The sequence below is a fragment of the Ruminococcus flavefaciens AE3010 genome (assembly GCF_000526795.1).
Classification (GTDB): Bacteria; Bacillota; Clostridia; order Oscillospirales; family Ruminococcaceae; genus Ruminococcus; species Ruminococcus flavefaciens_D.
In genome coordinates this window covers 1,638,133-1,655,158 of record NZ_JAGT01000001.1, presented here as the reverse complement: position 1 = coordinate 1,655,158, position 17,026 = coordinate 1,638,133, and the positions used below count along the sequence as shown (strand labels likewise).

Genomic DNA, 17,026 nt, shown 5'->3' with positions numbered 1-17,026 from the left:
CATAAGTGATAAAGGAAGCGGGATGATATTTTGGATTATACTATCAGCATAACAAACAAATGCAATCTCAGATGCAGCTATTGCTATGAAAGACATCTGAACACGGAATACGGCTGCATAAACGATGAGACAAGAGACAGGATCGCAGATTTCATAAACAGCCGCGCCAATGCGGGAACGGTCTATCTTTTCGGCGGAGAGCCTCTGCTTTACAAGGATACCGTAAAGTATTACTGCGAGAATATAACCGCAAAGGAGTTCGTCATCACTACTAACGGTACCCTCCTTGACGAGGAGTTCATAAAGTGGTGTGCGGACAGAAAGGTCATTATCAATATGTCCCATGACGGCAGGGAGTGTACCGACCGCGGCGCTGATACTGCGCTTCTTGACGCCAATCTGAAGCTGCTGCTGAAATATCAGCCCGAGACCCTTGTACAGCTTGTCTATACGGAGCAGACGCTGCCGAAGCTTTACGACAATGTCATGTACCTTAAAGGAATGGGCGTAAAAAAGGTATCTGCTGCAATGGACGCCTTCCTCGTCCCCGATGATCCCGACAGCTTCGGCGACGTTTTAAGGGAGCAGTGGCGCAGGATAGCCGAGATACCCGATCTTTTCCTGTATGAGCTGGCTGTAAAGAAGAAAAATATCAAAGAAAACAAGCGGAGTCTTTGCGAGATATGCAAAAAGAAGATATTTATAAACTGGGACGGCACCTTTTACCCCTGTGTACAGTTCCAGAACATACCCGAATACCGCTGCGGTGATGTTTTTGTGGGCATTGAAGCCGAAAAGGCAAGAAAGGAGCACCCCGATTATTCAATGGTATCGGAGAGGTGCAAAGGCTGCGAGATAGCTGAATACTGCCGAAATTCCTGTGCCTGCCGAAAAATGGCTACAACAGGCACTGTAAGGGATATTTCGGAAGCAGCCTGCATGGAGGAGCAAGTGCATATCCTGACAGCGCTTGAAATAATATCTAAAGAAAACGGAGGTAAGGAAAAATGAGGAAATTTACAAAAGAGATAGCATCGCTCTTAGCGACTGTAACTGTCAGCGCTTCTGTAAACGCTGCCAATATTCAATCGGAAGAGCTCGTCGTGCAGCTTGCAGGTCAGGCAGTGAATCCCGACAGCATATCAGAGCCTCTGTCCGAGGAAATCCCAGATACCGCAGGTATAGTAGCTCCCCCTGATATATATACAGAGCCCGAAACAACTATACCGCCGCTTATGGGAGACATTGCACCCGAAACTACTACCACCACAACAACTGTGCCGCCGCTCATGGGTACTTTTGTTACAACAATGCCTACAACGACCACAGAGACGATACCGTCGGTGGCAGGCGGATTCTTAGAACCTGCTACGACCACCACCACAAGCACTTCTTTACCGCCGTTTGTTGGTACAATGACAGCTGCAACCACTACAACGGTTGTGACCACTACCACCACTTCTGAGGAAGAAATACCGCCTCTTATGGGAGAGATGGCATATGTCCCGGGCGACGTAAACGGTGACTATGAATTCAATGTTGCGGATATCGTAGCGCTTCAAAGATATATCCTTCATATGCCCGAGTCAAATATCAATGACTGGTATATGGCAGATCTTTGTGAGGACGGAGAGATAAACATATTCGACCTTGTGGTAATGAGACGCGAGCTTCTCCGTCATATGAGATACAGCGATACCTCGGTCTTTGACAAATAATGTGTGTTCATGACTGCTTTAAGCAAAAAAACGTCCCCCTTTTTGATAAAAGGGGGACGTTTCATTATTGCTGCTTTCAGCGGATATTTAATTCAGAGGCGAATAATCGCCGAAGGAATAGCGTCTGCCGACTTCTGTCCAGTTCTTGGAATTGAAGTTGTTTACTGCGGCGTTATATTCCTCCTCGCTGACATATTCATTGTCAACGTCATAGTAGTATTTCTGCGGATCCTCGGGATAAGCAAATTTACTCATTTGCTGTACATGCTGTACATAATGATCCTCGAATTTGCCTATAAACGCAGAGAATGAATCTGAGAAGTACTCCTTATTGATGCCCTCGGAAAAGCCGATGAGATTCTCGTCTTTGCACAGCAGGAAGGTACCGTTTCTGCCGAAGTTTTCAACAACTATATTGCCCACTATATGTGCGGAGCCGTCCTCGAAATAGTAGATATATGAACCGTAGTTGGTATTTGCCGAGATCAGGAGCTCGGGAGTTCCGTCGCCGTCCAGATCCTGAAGATCCCAGCGTGAATCACTGTTGTACTGGTCGGAGTTCATAAAATCCTTCAGTACGTATCTGTATGCAATATCATAGCTTGAAGCGACGCCGTGTGTATCTTCATATTCGCTGCGCAGCAGACGTGCCGCATAGCCGTTGCCGAAATGAAGCTCATAAGGCTTGGATTCCACATAATAAGCGCCATTCGCCTTGAAGTTATTGCCTGAGAAATCAAGCCTCGGTATTTCTGTGCCGCCTATTTCCTCAATGAATTCTGTGATCTTTCCTGTAGTGACTCTGCCGTTATTGTCGGTATATGTGTAGGTCGCATCGCTGTTTATCTGTACTGTACCCTTGGTTTCGATGGAATTCTGATCACTGAGATCGTTTACGCTTGATTCCTGATACTTCCATGTTCCCACGAAGCGGTCGATGAATGATGTATCGGTGTTTTCGCCATTGGCTGCGTCTGTATTTGTTACTGTTGCTGTATCTGCCGATGAAGCAGTTGTAACTGTTGTGACCTTGATGGTCGAGCCGTTTTTGTCTGTGGAAACTATATTTGTACCTGTTCCTGTTGAAGATGTGACTGTGACAGCAGGTGTCACACCGCCGCCTCCGCTGGGCTTGGTGTTCCTTTTCAGCATTACCGTGCTTCCGATAGCGATGCCTGCGATGAGCAGTATGGAAGCCGCTGTGCTCAGAGGAGCAAGCCATGCAGGTCTCCTGCTGTGCTCTACGCCCTCTACGGTGTCGTTTTCAGTCATTTTTATATTTTTATCTCTCTTTGTTCCATTCTCTTCTGCCCGCATTTTTATGAACTTCTTTTCGCTCTTGGCAAATATCCTATCCAGCTGTTCATCTGATATTTCGGGGCATTTTTCGATAAGTCTTTCCATTGGATCATTCTCCGCATTCTCAAGAATATCGAATATGTTTTTCTCTTTCATTATTGCTCCCCCTTATCTTCCGATTCCGACTTCCGCAAGCTTAGTGCGCAGCTTGTCCATAGCGCGGGAGCATCTCTGTCTGACTGCCGTTGCAGTCATGGAAACGCTCTCTGCTATTTCCTTGGAATTTCGGTTATAGTAGAATTTCTGTATAAGTATGGTCGAATCAGGCTCTCCCAGTTCATCTATCTTATCGAGGAGCACACGGCGGAGTTCCGAGCGGTCAACGCGTTCGTCAACGCTGAAGTCCGAGACAAGCTCTCTCATATCGTCCTCGTCGGTCTCGGATATATGGCTTCCTCTTGCGGTAAGGCTGCGGAAGTAGTCGATCGCCTTTCGTTTTGCTATAGTTGCTATAAGAAATTTTATGTCATTTTCATATGACAGATCATACTCACATTTCATAAAGAGATCGGCAAAAACGTCGCTGACACATTCCTCTATATCTTCGTTTGTGCCGCAGCCTCTCAGCTTATTGTAGGCGATAGCATAAACGTATCTGCCATATTCCTTGACGAGAGCTTTATGACAGTCGACAGGTGATCTCTGCATCATTGCTGTCAGTTCTCTGCTTGTCATTTTCATTCCTCCTGCGATTTATTTTGTAAGATCGGCCTTTCATAAACAACAATCGGAACCGTGTATCCAAGTGTTACATTGCGGGCATTATTTTTGAAAAATCATCATAACTTAATTGTATCAGATTAGCAGGCGAGTTTCAATAAAAAATGTTGTAAATATGCTTTTTGAAAAATTAACACTTCAACTATTGAAATTGTTCATGGTATTGGTTATAATGTATATATGAGCAATGCGGCAAAAATGCTGCGTACTCAAAAAAGGTATCCGTTTCGGATACATGGGAGGGTCAAACATGAGAACACACAAAAAAAGCATTCTGTCTGCTCTTGTCTCGGCGGCGGTGCTTACTGCAAGCTTTCCGATGCAGACTGCCAAAGCAGATATCGTCATCGACCACGATTGCAGCGGCGTTGACAAGGGCTACTACTACGAGATCAAAAACAACGACAAGGACAGCCAGCCCGAATTCCTTATTGATGTGCTTGGCGGTTACAGCTGCAATTGGGATAACGATGAGGACTTTATGGTACAGCGAGGGCCTAAGTTCACCGAGCCCGTAAATTATACCGAGCTGAAGAATTACAGCTGCAATTTCTGGAAATCCGTGGACATTGAAAAATTCAAGGACGAAGATGAGGGCTATGTAAGGTTCGGCTTCAGAATGAAAAATACCAAGGGCGATACGTTCACCATAATGGAATATGAGGACGTGGCAAGCAGCAAAGTGCTGAGCACCGAGGACGGATACAGTGAGATCGGCACCTGCTATGCAAGAGAGGCTCTTAATTATAATAGTATAACCGATATGACCAAGAAAGAGTGGTACACTATATACTCAAAGGAAAATGAGGACAATACCAAGTCGGTAATATGCAGCAGAAAAGTCCCTTTCAGCAAGGGAGACTATCAGAACCTGTGCCTTTCCGATATACTTCAGGCAGTAGCTGATGCAGGCATTGATCCCGGAGATCTTACAGGCGTGAACATCTTTGTTGAGGGGGCTCACTCAAAGGGCAGCGCAAGAGTTTTTACAAGCTATTATAAAGGAGATACCAGACCTGATAAAGTCTGGGAGGACTGGGAAGATCCCGAGGCTCCCATTATTTTAAAGGGCGGAGATTACGGCATCCGCACAGGATATTATTACAAGCTTACCCAGCTGAGAAATGGCGGATATATGGAAGTACTTTCACCGTCCCTTTTCAAGGCAGAATGGGATTCAACAGATATGCCATACCATTATGACGGCCCCACATTCGGACGCGGCAAGAGCTACGATCAAGGGCAGTCCTACAAAGCTGTTTCGGGTTCATCTGTGGATTATACCATGAATTTTGATGCTGAGGGCTCTTATTTTGTTGAGACCTATGCGAGAATGGTCGGTCCTGATCTTCCCGAATACGAACTTGATACAGAGGTACATATCGTAGATGCCATCAATGAATGGGTCAAAAGAGACTGGGACGAGACGATCGGTGAAGTGACCGCTGACGGCAAGAAATATGAGGCACATGAATGCTCGGTCACTAAGATCGGTACGGGATCGCCTCAGAAAACCGAGACCTACTATTTCATAAGCGAGGACGCCGAGGAAAACGGCAAAAAGGGAACAGTTACCGTTAAGCACGACCTTGCACCGTTTATGGAGTTCCTCCATGATCACGGAGCTATTCTCGGTGAGCCCGACTGTATACTTGTCCGTCTGGACGGCGATGTATCAAAGGGTACCGCAGAGCTTGTGAAGAACGAGGTGACCATACCCGACTTTATTCCCGATGACCATGAATATGACAAGGAAAAAAGAAGGATAGCTCTCGGCGGCATTAATACCGAAACTACCGTATATGGTGAGGATTACAGGATCGTAGGCTCGGAATCGACCATGAAGGGCTTCAAGGGCGAAAAGATAGACTGCGATTGGCAGCTTATCCCGTCGAAAAGCCCCGGAGTTGATATGGATGAATCTCCTCGCCGCTTCTACATCGGAGGTGAAAGGATACAGAATTCGGACGGCTCTATCGGCTATATCGAAAAGGACAGCCTGCTCATAGATTATGAGATAGATATGGGTGAAGTGACCTCAACGAAGAAGAAGCCCGCATGGATCATCGGCGGAACTATAATCTGCGGCAAGATCTTTGATAATGTTGAGCTCACCGAGGACGATTACAGTTCTACTACCATAGTTGTTGCAGATAAGTGGGACGGAGATCCTCTGAATGCACTGGGACCGCTGTACAGTACTCACCGTGATGCCGAGGAGTTCGGTGTTATCGAGTCAAACGGAGTAAAATATGATGCGGTGAAGATACTTCCCAAGGACAAGAGCAAAAACTCTCCTTACATCGTGCTTATGCGTCAGGAGCAGTTGGAAGCTGTCGATGCTGCTGATGTTCCCGAGGGATACAGCCGTTATGCAGGAACTATAGACGCAAGGGATATCGTTGATAAGATAAACGACCTTGGCTACAGGACATTCAGCATTGGCTCAGCTTATTTCTCACTTACGACAGTCCGCAATGAGGGCTCTGCTACAGTCGGAAAGGCAGAATTAAGACGTGTACCGAGTGATGATACGGTATTCACTGCCGAAGATGTTCAGAAGCTTTCCGATTTTATTCTCGGAAAAGACCCGTATATACCGTACCTGACGAGCTACGATCTGAACGGTGACGGCGTATGGGATTCATTTGATCTTTGCGCTATGAGAAAAAGAGTTGAAAAGTAAAAAACAAAGCAGGCATAAAGTTAATCTTTATGCCTGCTTTTTATGTTGCATGAGATCATTCTTCCTCGGGTACCTTTATCTCGCCCACGATCGGTACAGGGTCAATGCCCTGCTTGGTGTAGTAATCCGAGAGAGCTGCGCGGACAGCCTGCTCAGCCAGAACAGAGCAGTGTATCTTGACTGCGGGAAGTCCGTCGAGAGCCTCCACAACAGCCTGATTTGTCAGCTTCAGCGCGTCATCGATGGATTTGCCCTTGATGAGCTCGGTCGCCATTGAAGATGTGGCAACTGCCGCACCGCAGCCGAATGTCTTGAACTTAACGTCTGTAATGGTATTATCGTCTATTTTGAGATACATCTTCATGATATCTCCGCATTTTGCGTTGCCGATCTCTCCGACGCCGTCTGCGTCCTCGATCTCACCCACATTTCGTGGATTTGAAAAATGGTCCAGAACCTTTTCACTGTACAGCATAATATATATTCTCCTTTATTATTCGTAATCTTCGCCCTTCATCATTCTTTCCCATACGGGAGACATAGCACGCAGGCGCTCAACTATTTTCGGCACTACTTCAAGAATGTAGTCAACGTCATCGTCGGAGACGTCCTCCTCAATGGAAAGGCGCATAGAGCCGTGAGCAACGGCGTGTTTGAGTCCCAGAGAGAGCAGAACGTGGGACGGGTCAAGTGAGCCCGATGTGCAGGCAGAGCCAGATGAAGCACAGATACCGTTCATATCCAGCATGAGCAGCAGGGATTCGCCCTCGATGCCCTCAATGGAAATATTGAGATTACCGGGCAGGCGCTTGTCCCTGTCGCCGTTAAGACGGGTGTAGGGCAGCTTCAGTATGCCGTCGATAAGCTTGTTTCTGCGTGGAGTGATGACAGCAGCCTTTTCAGCGATATTGCGTGTTGCAGCTTCAATGGCGACTCCCAGACCTACGATAGCGGGAACATTTTCCGTACCTGCACGCTTGCCGCGCTCCTGACCGCCGCCGTGGATAAGGTTGGGGAGTATCAGTCCCTTGCGGACATAGAGAGCGCCGATGCCCTTCTGAGCGTGTATCTTGTGACCTGAGAGGGACAGCATATCTATGCCTTGCTTGTGGACGTCTATCTCAACGTGTCCCACAGCCTGAACCGCATCAGTATGGAAAAGCACGCCCTTTTCCTTGCATATTGCGGCTATCTCGTCAATGGGCTGGATAGTGCCTATCTCGTTGTTTGCATACATTATAGTAACAAGGGCAGTATCCTCGCGGATAGCATTTTTTATATCCTGCGTGTCGATGAGTCCCTTGTCACTGACGGGGATATAAGTCACCTCGAAGCCGTGCTTTTCAAGGTATTCCGTTGTATGGAGCACAGCGTGGTGCTCGAATACAGATGTGATGATGTGTTTTTTGCCCTTTTTAGCCATGAGCTCCGCAGTGCCCTTGATAGCCCAGTTGTCGGACTCGGAACCGCAGCTTGTGAAGTATATCTCGCGGGGCTCTGCACCCAGAGCCTTTGCCACCTTTTCACGGGCGGTCTCAACTGCACGCTGAGCGTCGCGCCCCAGCTTGTAAATGCTTGAAGCGTTGCCGTAGCCCTCACGGAAATGGGGGAGCATAGCTGCGAGAACTTCCTCCGATACCGCTGTAGTAGCGGCATTGTCGGCGTATATAAAACGTTTTTCCATATTTATCCTCCGGATCGTTTGAAGTATTCCTATTGACTTAGTATATTATAGCATGAAGCTTTTGGAAATGCAAGGGGTGTTACCCCTGTGAAACAAAACACGGCTGATGTTTAATTCCACGTTTTAGCGCAAAGTTGAGAGTTGAGAATTGAGAGTTGAGAATTGAGAGTTGAGAGTTGAGAGTGTAGGGGCTGGCGTCCTCGACAGCCCGACATTCTCCACACGAATTATGAATGACAATGAGTAGGGGCGAATATCTTCCGTCCGAAATGCAGTGAACGACCATGACCTGACAAAGGAACACAGTCCCTTTCTTACTGTAGTATAATAAGTAAAAGCAGAATTTTTAGTTATAGGCAAAACCTATAACTGGGTATCGGAATTATATGTTGGACAAATATATAATTCCGATGTATAATATAGACATACCAAACGAAAGGAGAGGTACAATGAAACAACTGAATATGCTTGACCGTCTCCGCTCTATCGTCAGAGGAACGGACCGAATGTGCGGTCAGCGATGTATCTGACAATTTTTAAGTGCGAATAAATCATTAAAAATCATTAATTATGAATATAAATTCTTATTTTTCAGGAGGAAATTACAATGGCTAATAATAAATTACATTTTGAGACACTTCAGCTTCACGTTGGACAGGAGCAGGCAGACCCTGCAACAGACGCAAGAGCAGTACCGATCTATGCGACTACATCTTACGTTTTCCATGATTCACAGCATGCCGCAGACCGCTTTGGCTTAAAGGACGCAGGCAACATCTACGGCAGACTGACAAACTCCACACAGGACGTTTTCGAGAAGAGAATAGCAGCTCTTGAGGGCGGTATCGCAGCTCTGGCAACAGCTTCAGGTGCAGCTGCTATCACATATACGATTCAGGCACTTGCCAAGGCAGGAGAGAACATCGTAGCTTCCAAGACTATCTACGGCGGCACATACAATCTCCTTGCACATACACTCCCACTTTACGGCATAACAACAAAGTTTGCAGACCCAGACGTTGAGGGCAGCTTCGAGGCGGCTATCGATGAGAACACAAAGGCGCTCTACATCGAGACTCTCGGCAACCCCAACTCCAACGCTATTGACATTGAGAAGATAGCAAAGATAGCACACGCACACAATATCCCTCTCGTAGTTGACAATACATTCGCAACTCCATATCTTGTGCGTCCTATCGAGTACGGCGCAGACATCGTTGTACACTCCGCTACAAAGTTCATCGGCGGTCACGGTACAGCTATCGGCGGCGTTATCGTAGACAGCGGCAACTTCGACTGGGCAGCTTCAAAGCGCTATCCATGGGTATCCGAGCCCAATCCAAGCTACCACGGCGTAAGCTTCACAGCAGCAGTGGGCGCAGCTGCATTCGTTACATATATCCGTGCAATACTTCTCCGTGACACAGGAGCTACAGTTTCTCCGTTCCACGCATTCATCTTTTTACAGGGACTTGAGACCCTTTCGCTCCGCGTAGAGCGCCACACAGAGAACGCAAAGAAGATAGTTGACTATCTTGCAAAGCACCCACAGGTAGAGGCTGTTCACCACCCCTCACTCAGCTCCGAGAAGAGCCATGAGGTATACAAGAAGTACTTCCCCAACGGCGGCGGCAGTATCTTCACCTTTGATATAAAGGGCACAGAGGACGACGCAAAGAAGTTCATCGACAACCTTAACATATTCTCGCTCCTTGCAAATGTAGCAGACGTTAAGTCACTGGTTATCCACCCTGCTTCAACAACACATTCACAGCTCACAGAGGCTGAGCTTGCAGAGCAGGGAATCAAGCCCAACACGATCAGACTCTCCATCGGTACAGAGCATATCGACGATCTTATTGCAGCACTTGACGGTGCATTTGCAGCCATAAAGTAAAAAAACGAGCCCGAAAGAAGCAACCTCGCGCTTCTTTCGGGCATTTCTGTTTTTACGCAGCTAATATTATAACATTTTTTTAAGATTTTTTCAATCAACAACACATACAATATTTTCGGGGAATTATTGTGAGTTTTACCGCTTTCAAAAACTTGATTTTGGTAATAAAATGAAGTATAATAATAGTATAAAGTGCTTGCGGCAAGCCTCTCATTATGCCTCTAAGCACGTATCGTACATATGTATTCGCAATAACAGCAGCATTATGATATGCTGTAAAAACATGAAAAGGAGTTATATTATTATGGCTTTTAAAGTAATGGGCGTAACAGCAGGAAGAAAAGACAGCAACAGTGAGATATTGACCAAGGAAGCTTTGCTTGCCTGTCAGGAAATGGGCGCAGAGGTATCCATGATCAATTTAAGAGATTTTGATCTTCTTGACTGTACGGGCTGTACATCATGTACCATGGGTATGTCCATGGGAAAGAACACAGGATGTTCACTGAAAAACAAGGACGATAAGGACAAGATAATGAAGGTCATGCTGGATCAGGACGCTGTAATATTCTCAGCTCCTACATATGCTCTCATGCCCTCATCGCTGTTCCTTAAATTCATGCACAGAAACTTGGCTTATGAGGCAGCATTCCTCACCAAGATAGGCGCTATCGCACACCGTGACCGTGTCGGAGCTATCATAGCTGTAGGCGGTTCTTACCGTTCATGGCAGTCTCTTGCCCTTGAATGTATGCAGATAACCACAGTAACAAACAGCTTCAAGGTAGTTGATATGTATATGGCAACTGCTGTTCCTGCACCTGCACAGGTGCTTCTCCACGAGGAAAAGCTTGCCCGTGCGAGAGAGATAGGACAGAATGTAATGAAGGCTCTGAATACTCCTCCTGCCGAGCGCAAGTGGCTGGGTGATCCGGATACAGGCTGGTGTCCCAACTGCCACAGCAACAGTCTCTGCCTTGGCGATGTTCAGTGGAAGGGTCTCAGATATCCTATCGAATGTACTGTCTGTGGAGCAGGCGGCGACCTTGAAAAGACTCCCGACGGCAAGTGGAAATTCGTTATCGCACCAAACGGTCTGGAGCGTGACCGTACCACAGAGGAGGGACGCGGCATACACTGTGACGAGATCGCAGAGGTGCAGGGCGGATTCTTTATGAATCCCGAGAATATGGGCATAGTTGCACAGAAGCTGGAGAAGTACAAGAAGATACAGTTCAAAGGTTTGGAATAATTACAAGAGGGCGTGATTAAGATCACGCCCTTTTTGCGTAAATAAAAAAACTTTGATTATTTTGGCTGTTAGTGTTGCTTTATTCGGGTTTATATGTTACAATAAAAAGGCTGTGAGCAACAGCTCCGTTGTTCATAAAAAGTTTACATTTTTCTCCGCACATTGTATGGGCTCCATACGTTAAGCTTTATGGCGGAGCGGAAGATGTTTCTTCCACAATGATCAGAAAGAGGAATCCAAATGATTATACATACATCAAATACAGTGCAGGAGCTGTCTGCGTAATGGCTTATAAGATCAAAAAGGAAAGAGTCGTTCTGGCGGCAGGCATCGCTGCGGCAGTATTGATCGTAATGATGGCAGTCATAATTGCTATTGCCTTAAAGGGCGGAAGATCAGAAAAGAACAGCGTGTTCTCTGAGCAGACCACAACTGCTGAAACTACCCTTACCACAACTTCGACGGTCACGACAACGATCATGACAACTACTCAGCCTGTAACTACTATCGCCCATATCGACGAACCTGAGTGCAGGGGCGCAGCTCTTTATGCTATGGGCGGAAAAAAGATGCTCTACAGCGACCATATTGACGATAAGGTGGCTCCCGCGAGCCTGACCAAGCTGCTGACAGCGGCTGTTGCGCTGAAATACGTGAATGCCGAGGCAGTATTCCGGGTAGGCTCAGAGCAGGCGCTGGTCCATGAAAATTCCAGCCTCTGCGGAGTTGTCTCAGGTGACGAGCTGACCCTGCGGGACCTTATTACGGGCCTTCTGATGTCGTCGGGCAACGACGCGGCGTACACCATAGCTGTTTCCACAGCCCGTGCTCACAGCCATGACCCCGATATGACCGATTACGAAGCCGTTGATTATTTCTGCGGCATGATGAATTCTTTTGCGGAGTTCATAGGCATGGAAAAGAGCCATTTCAGTACTCCCGACGGCTGGGACGACGCCGATCAGTATACCACGGTGTCCGATTTGCTGATACTGACGGAATATGCTCTGTCAGTGCCTGAGATAAGCGATATAGTGGGAGTTTACAGCAAGGATGTGGTCATTTCCTCGGGCAAGCCCCTTTCTTGGACGAACTCCAACGAGCTGCTTGATCCCAACGGCCCCTATTACACTGAGGGTGTTTGCGGCGTAAAAACAGGAACCACAGATGTTGCGGGAAACAGTCTCATTGCAGTTTACAAAAAGAACCGCAGGACGTATATCTCGGTCGTTGTTGGCTGTAATACGGACGATGAGCGATATCAGCTGACTAAGGAGCTTCTTTCACACTGCGAATAACGAAAAAAGTATGCTTTAACAAATAACGGGATTCCAAAGGGAGTATACTCCCTTTGGTCAGATCAAGAGCTGACAGCCCTTGCAGGGTTCGGGGCAGCGCCCCGAATACGATAGGCGCTCCGCAAGGGTGAATTTCAAAAACAGTCCAGTGGACTGTTTTTGAAAGAGGGACGCCCTGCAAGTGAGGGCGTCCCTTAAAACTGATATTCGATAAAAAAGGCGTGATAAAATATCACGCCTTTTTTACATATTAACAGCGGCCGTATAAGCCGTAGAAAAAGCAATTTGCAGATTGAAACCGCCTGTATATGCATCGATGTCGATGACCTCGCCTGCGAAATACAAGCCCTTTACCAGCTTGGACTCCATGGTTTTGGGATTTATCTCCTTTGTGGAGATGCCGCCGCTGGTGATGATAGCCTCGTCGATAGGTCGGAAGCCCGAAATCCTTACGGGAAAGGCTTTTATAAGCTCCCCGAATCTGCGGCGCTGCTCCTTTGTTATGCCGTTTATCTTCTGCTCGGGAGCTATTCCTGACAGTCTTACAGCTACGGGTATGAGCTTTGCGGGCAGGAGCTTTCTTATGCCGTTCTGGAAGTCGCGGTTGAGGTTCTCCGCAAAATCCCGCTGTATCCTTGCGTCAAGCTGCTCAGGTGAGAGGGCAGGCTTCAAGTCTATGAGGAGCTTGTACCTGTTTGGCTGCATATCACGTATATGGGAGCTTGCGCTGAGCACCAGCGGTCCCGAGACTCCGAAGTGAGTGAAGAGCATTTCCCCCAGCTCACTGTATATGCATTTTTCGCCGTCCATGAGCTTCAGGGTGACATTGCGCAGAGAGAGTCCCATCATCTCGGCGCAGTATTTGTCTGGAGAGGTGAGAGGTACAAGGCTTGGCTTCAGCTCCGTTACAGTATGCCCCAGAGCTTCTGCGAGGGTGTAGCCGTCGCCTGTGGAGCCTGTGGCGGGGTAGGACTTTCCGCCGCAGGCAATAAGTACAGAGGGTGCAGAATACTCCTCGCCGCCTGCCTTAACGCCGCAGACAGCTCCGTTTTCCGTGAGTATCCGTGTAACGCGCTTGTTTATCACCTTGACGCCCAGCTCTTTCATTTCTCTCGCAAGGGCGTCGGCGATATCGTTAGCGCAGTCGCTGACAGGGAAGACCCTGTTTCCGCGTTCGGTCTTTAAAGGCACTCCGAGCTCTTCAAAGAATCCCATGGTGCTTTCTGCGTCGAAAACTGAGTAGGAGCTGTACATAAAACGAGGATTTACAGGAATATTTTTCATGTGTTCCTCAACAGAGCTGTTGTTGGTCACGTTGCAGCGTCCCTTACCTGTTATGCGCAGCTTCCTGCCCAGCTTTTCGTTTTTCTCAAAAAGCGCTACCTTTTTCCCGAAGCGAGCCGCCTGTACCGCTGCAAAACAGCCGGCTGCTCCACCGCCTATAATAATGATATCGGTCATCTTGATTTCCTTTTGAACGTGCCGTATGCGCGTTTGAATAAATATCCTTTTATTCGGGCATTATACTTTCGGAGGTGATATTATGCCCCATAAAACGGACGAGGACGTAAAAATATACATTCCAAAGGATAATGCTGCTTCCGCAGAGGACAAGCCTCAGCCTTCCTCCTTACAGTCTGAGCAGCGTCCGTAAAAGACGGTCTGCGAATAATCAATGGAGAAGCCGTGCTCTCTCTCGATATGCTCTGTAAGCTCCGCAAGGTGGCTGCAGTCGAGATGAATGAGCTTGCCGCAGCCGAGACATTTGAGGTGAAAATGGCTGCGGCACTTTTCTTCGTCCTCTATATACTGATAGCAGGCGCTTGTCTTGCCGTCAAATGCATACTTGCGCACCAGTCCCTGTTCAACGAGACGGTCCAGCTGCCTGTATATGGTGGCAACTCCCACAGGAGTTCCTTCAGCCGATAAAAAGGCACTTATTTCCTGTACATTTGTGTGCTTTTCCTTGTTGTTTATCAGATATGTGAGCAGATTCTCCTTCTGCCTGGTATTATAGCCTGAATCCTTCTTCATTACTGCCTCCGTCCAGCCGTATAATGTTCTGTTAATTCCGATTATATCACGATTTGGCTGACTTGTCAACGGCGAAATACAGCTTTTTTCATTAAAATCTCCCGCAATTATTGGTGAGAGCACATTGCGGTTATATGTTGACATTGTAGCAAAATGGTAGTATAATGTATATATTAATGGTAAAAAGTATATATAATGTGATTAATATGCTTTTGCCAAATATATTATTGGGGGGAACATTATAATGTTCAAAAAGAAAATAAAAACATTGATAAGTGTGGCAATGGCTGACTTAATGCTTATGGCATCTGGGGTGAATGCATATGCTGTCAGTCTCGGAGATATCAACAGCGACAATGCGATAAATGCTGTCGACGCTTCCGATATACTTGCGGAATATGCCCGCGTGTCCACCAATCAGAAGTCTCAGTTCACTGAGGAGCAGCAGAAAGCGGCAGACGTTGACAACAACGGCTTTATCAATGCCGTAGACGCCTCTCAGATACTTTCGTTCTACGCTTATAGGGCTACAAGCGGAACTATGGAGTTTGAGGCTTATCTGAAGAATCCGCCTGCCACCACAACAAAAGCAACTGCAACAACAACGACTACCACCACTGCTACAACTACTACGACCACCACAACGACCACTGCCCCTGTAAAGGATACAAATATTGTGGGCGAGTGGGCTATGGAAGACTTTTCAAGTGATAGTATAGGCGCTTCGGTGCTTGTTTTCAAAGAAGACAAATACGGCAGCCTGTATTATGACACATCGAAATTGATGACTATCAATAACGACGGACTGACCATAGAGGACTCTACTATCCCAAGCGTATTCTTCTCAAGAGATAATGATATATTCATTATCCTTTACCGCGGACACAAGATAATGGAAATGAAGTGCCTTGAACAGGGTGAGGGATATTACGGAAAATACCACCTGTATGGCGGCGAGTTATATGATTCTCTGGTAGAAAACCTCACAAGCGATAAGGACATGGATCCAAGTACACTGGATTTGTCTGTTGTCTTTGATGAAGGCTACAGTGAGGTGTGGATAAACAATGTATTCAAATATGAGAATACAGATATTACAATAATATTCAGTGAGACCAACGGTTTCTTTGAAATGGAAGGCAAAGAGGGATATGTGTATTACACTATCGATGGTGATACCCTTACCATCTGGGACGATGAAACTGTTGAGCCCATTACATACAATAGAGTAAAAAAATAATATCTGATATCATTTCAGGGGGGAAAATACAATGTTCAGAAAAACAATAAGCAAAGCTTTAAGTATAGTTATGGCAGATGTCATGCTTATGACAGCGGTCTTTACAGCTTCCGCAGCAGGTCTCGGCGACGTTACGGGTGACAGTGCCATAGATGCGGTAGACGCTTCGGAGATACTTGCGGAGTATGCCCGTAAATCGACAAATCAGGCTTCAACGCTTACAGAGGAGCAGCAGAAGGCAGCTGACGTAGACAAAAACGGCAGCATCAATGCTGTGGACGCTTCACAGGTGCTTTCGTTCTACGCCTATAAAGCCACAAGCAGCGGTGAGACAGTGGGCTTTGAGGAGTTCCTTGTTGATCCGCCTGCCACCACCACAAAGGTCACAACAACTGCTGTAACGACAACGACAACAACTACTGCCACAAAGGTAACTCCCGAAGCTGCACTGGTAGGCAGCTGGCTTCCAGAACCTGATGAGGGAGAAGAGCCCGATTCCGATGGAGAGGGCATTGCTTTCACAGAGGACGGACATATCTCCATGTTCTTTGACACATCGGAAAAGTTCATTTTCCGTGAGAACGGACTGCTCTATAATGATAAGGTATATCCGTATGATATGCTGAAATGGGACGGCGATAATGTTTCTTTGACCGAAGATGATAAGACCCTGTTCGAGATGAGACGCACCGAAAAGGGCAGCGGCTATGACGGAAAATACGTTGTTTACGGCGGCGATATGTATCAGGGCATGCTGATAATCCTCCTGCTTTTGCAGACCAAGGACATAAGTGCTATAACCATTACTGCGGAGTTCAGCGGCGACCACAGCGAGATGTGGCTCAATAACTTCATGGAGTATAAGGTGGACGGCAATACTATTGAATTTGTACTGCCTGTTGAGGGCGATGCTGAACAGAAAGGCAATAATAAGCTGGAGTTCACAGTGGACGGCGATACTCTTGCCTTAACATCAAAGTCTGACGATAACTCAGAGCCTAAAACGGTTATTCTTCACAGAGTAAAGTGATATAAAAAGAGCAGTTGAAAAACTGCTCTTTTTTTGTATAAGGGTGTGAGGTTTCGGCGCTTTTCTTCGTGTAATATATGAATGGCAGAGAAATGCCAATTTGGAAAG

14 protein-coding genes are annotated in these 17,026 nt (G+C 46.9%); 8 read left to right on the top strand and 6 right to left on the bottom strand.

All coding sequences use genetic code 11. From position 1 onward, the window contains the following. Window positions 1-30: 30 nt before the first annotated feature. Both N774_RS0107095 and N774_RS0107090 read left to right on the top strand, forming a co-directional pair. Complete coding sequence (locus N774_RS0107095; protein ID WP_024860574.1) at window positions 31-1,011, top strand: radical SAM/SPASM domain-containing protein; 981 nt, start codon at window positions 31-33, stop codon at window positions 1,009-1,011. Further along, window positions 1,008-1,718 (top strand): dockerin type I repeat-containing protein, encoded by a 711-nt coding sequence (locus N774_RS0107090; protein WP_024860573.1) that lies wholly within the window; start codon window positions 1,008-1,010, stop codon window positions 1,716-1,718. Before N774_RS0107095 ends, N774_RS0107090 begins: the two co-directional genes overlap by 4 nt. Before the next feature lie 87 nt (window positions 1,719-1,805). On the opposite strand, the gene N774_RS0107085 is transcribed toward N774_RS0107090, so the two are convergent. After that, window positions 1,806-3,173 carry a hypothetical protein gene (locus N774_RS0107085; RefSeq protein WP_024860572.1) on the bottom strand — a complete coding sequence of 456 codons (1,368 nt, stop codon included), beginning with the start codon at window positions 3,171-3,173 and terminating at the stop codon, window positions 1,806-1,808. Window positions 3,174-3,185: 12 nt separating this feature from the next. After that, window positions 3,186-3,752, bottom strand: coding sequence for an RNA polymerase sigma factor (locus N774_RS0107080; RefSeq protein WP_024860571.1), 567 nt, complete (start codon window positions 3,750-3,752; stop codon window positions 3,186-3,188). 295 nt (window positions 3,753-4,047) lie between these two features. Here N774_RS0107080 and N774_RS0107075 point away from each other — a divergent pair, with 295 nt between their 5' ends. Then, on the top strand, window positions 4,048-6,483 hold the full coding sequence (locus N774_RS0107075) for a glycoside hydrolase family 11 protein (protein WP_024860570.1): 2,436 nt from the start codon (window positions 4,048-4,050) through the stop codon (window positions 6,481-6,483). A gap of 55 nt (window positions 6,484-6,538) precedes the next feature. Here N774_RS0107075 and nifU read toward each other — a convergent pair whose 3' ends face one another. Together nifU and nifS are read right to left on the bottom strand one after the other, a co-directional pair. Continuing rightward, complete coding sequence (gene nifU / locus N774_RS0107070; RefSeq protein ID WP_024860569.1) at window positions 6,539-6,958, bottom strand: Fe-S cluster assembly scaffold protein NifU; 420 nt, start codon at window positions 6,956-6,958, stop codon at window positions 6,539-6,541. A gap of 18 nt (window positions 6,959-6,976) precedes the next feature. Then, complete coding sequence (gene nifS, locus N774_RS0107065; RefSeq protein ID WP_024860568.1) at window positions 6,977-8,167, bottom strand: cysteine desulfurase NifS; 1,191 nt, start codon at window positions 8,165-8,167, stop codon at window positions 6,977-6,979. 607 nt (window positions 8,168-8,774) lie between these two features. Here nifS and N774_RS0107060 point away from each other — a divergent pair. The 3 genes from N774_RS0107060 to N774_RS0107045 all read left to right on the top strand — a co-directional run bounded on the left by N774_RS0107060 (window position 8,775) and on the right by N774_RS0107045 (window position 12,614). Further along, entirely contained in the window at window positions 8,775-10,064 is a 1,290-nt protein-coding gene (locus tag N774_RS0107060) for an O-acetylhomoserine aminocarboxypropyltransferase/cysteine synthase family protein (protein WP_024860567.1), read from the top strand. Window positions 10,065-10,368: 304 nt separating this feature from the next. Then, complete coding sequence (locus N774_RS0107055) at window positions 10,369-11,316, top strand: flavodoxin family protein (protein ID WP_024860566.1); 948 nt, start codon at window positions 10,369-10,371, stop codon at window positions 11,314-11,316. Window positions 11,317-11,534: 218 nt separating this feature from the next. Further along, on the top strand, window positions 11,535-12,614 hold the full coding sequence (locus tag N774_RS0107045) for a D-alanyl-D-alanine carboxypeptidase family protein (protein ID WP_024860565.1): 1,080 nt from the start codon (window positions 11,535-11,537) through the stop codon (window positions 12,612-12,614). Between the two features lie 243 nt (window positions 12,615-12,857). Here N774_RS0107045 and N774_RS0107040 read toward each other — a convergent pair whose 3' ends face one another. Next, window positions 12,858-14,075, bottom strand: coding sequence for an NAD(P)/FAD-dependent oxidoreductase (locus N774_RS0107040; RefSeq protein WP_024860564.1), 1,218 nt, complete (start codon window positions 14,073-14,075; stop codon window positions 12,858-12,860). A 156-nt stretch (window positions 14,076-14,231) separates the two neighbouring features. Beyond that, window positions 14,232-14,648 (bottom strand): Fur family transcriptional regulator, encoded by a 417-nt coding sequence (locus N774_RS0107035; protein ID WP_024860563.1) that lies wholly within the window; start codon window positions 14,646-14,648, stop codon window positions 14,232-14,234. 244 nt (window positions 14,649-14,892) lie between these two features. Between N774_RS0107035 and N774_RS19445 the strand changes: the two genes are divergently transcribed. Both N774_RS19445 and N774_RS19440 read left to right on the top strand, forming a co-directional pair. Further along, window positions 14,893-15,888, top strand: a complete 996-nt coding sequence (locus N774_RS19445) for a dockerin type I domain-containing protein (RefSeq protein WP_024860562.1) — start codon at window positions 14,893-14,895, stop codon at window positions 15,886-15,888. Between the two features lie 31 nt (window positions 15,889-15,919). After that, window positions 15,920-16,918 carry a dockerin type I domain-containing protein gene (locus N774_RS19440; protein ID WP_024860561.1) on the top strand — a complete coding sequence of 333 codons (999 nt, stop codon included), beginning with the start codon at window positions 15,920-15,922 and terminating at the stop codon, window positions 16,916-16,918. The last annotated feature ends 108 nt before the right edge of the window (window positions 16,919-17,026 follow it).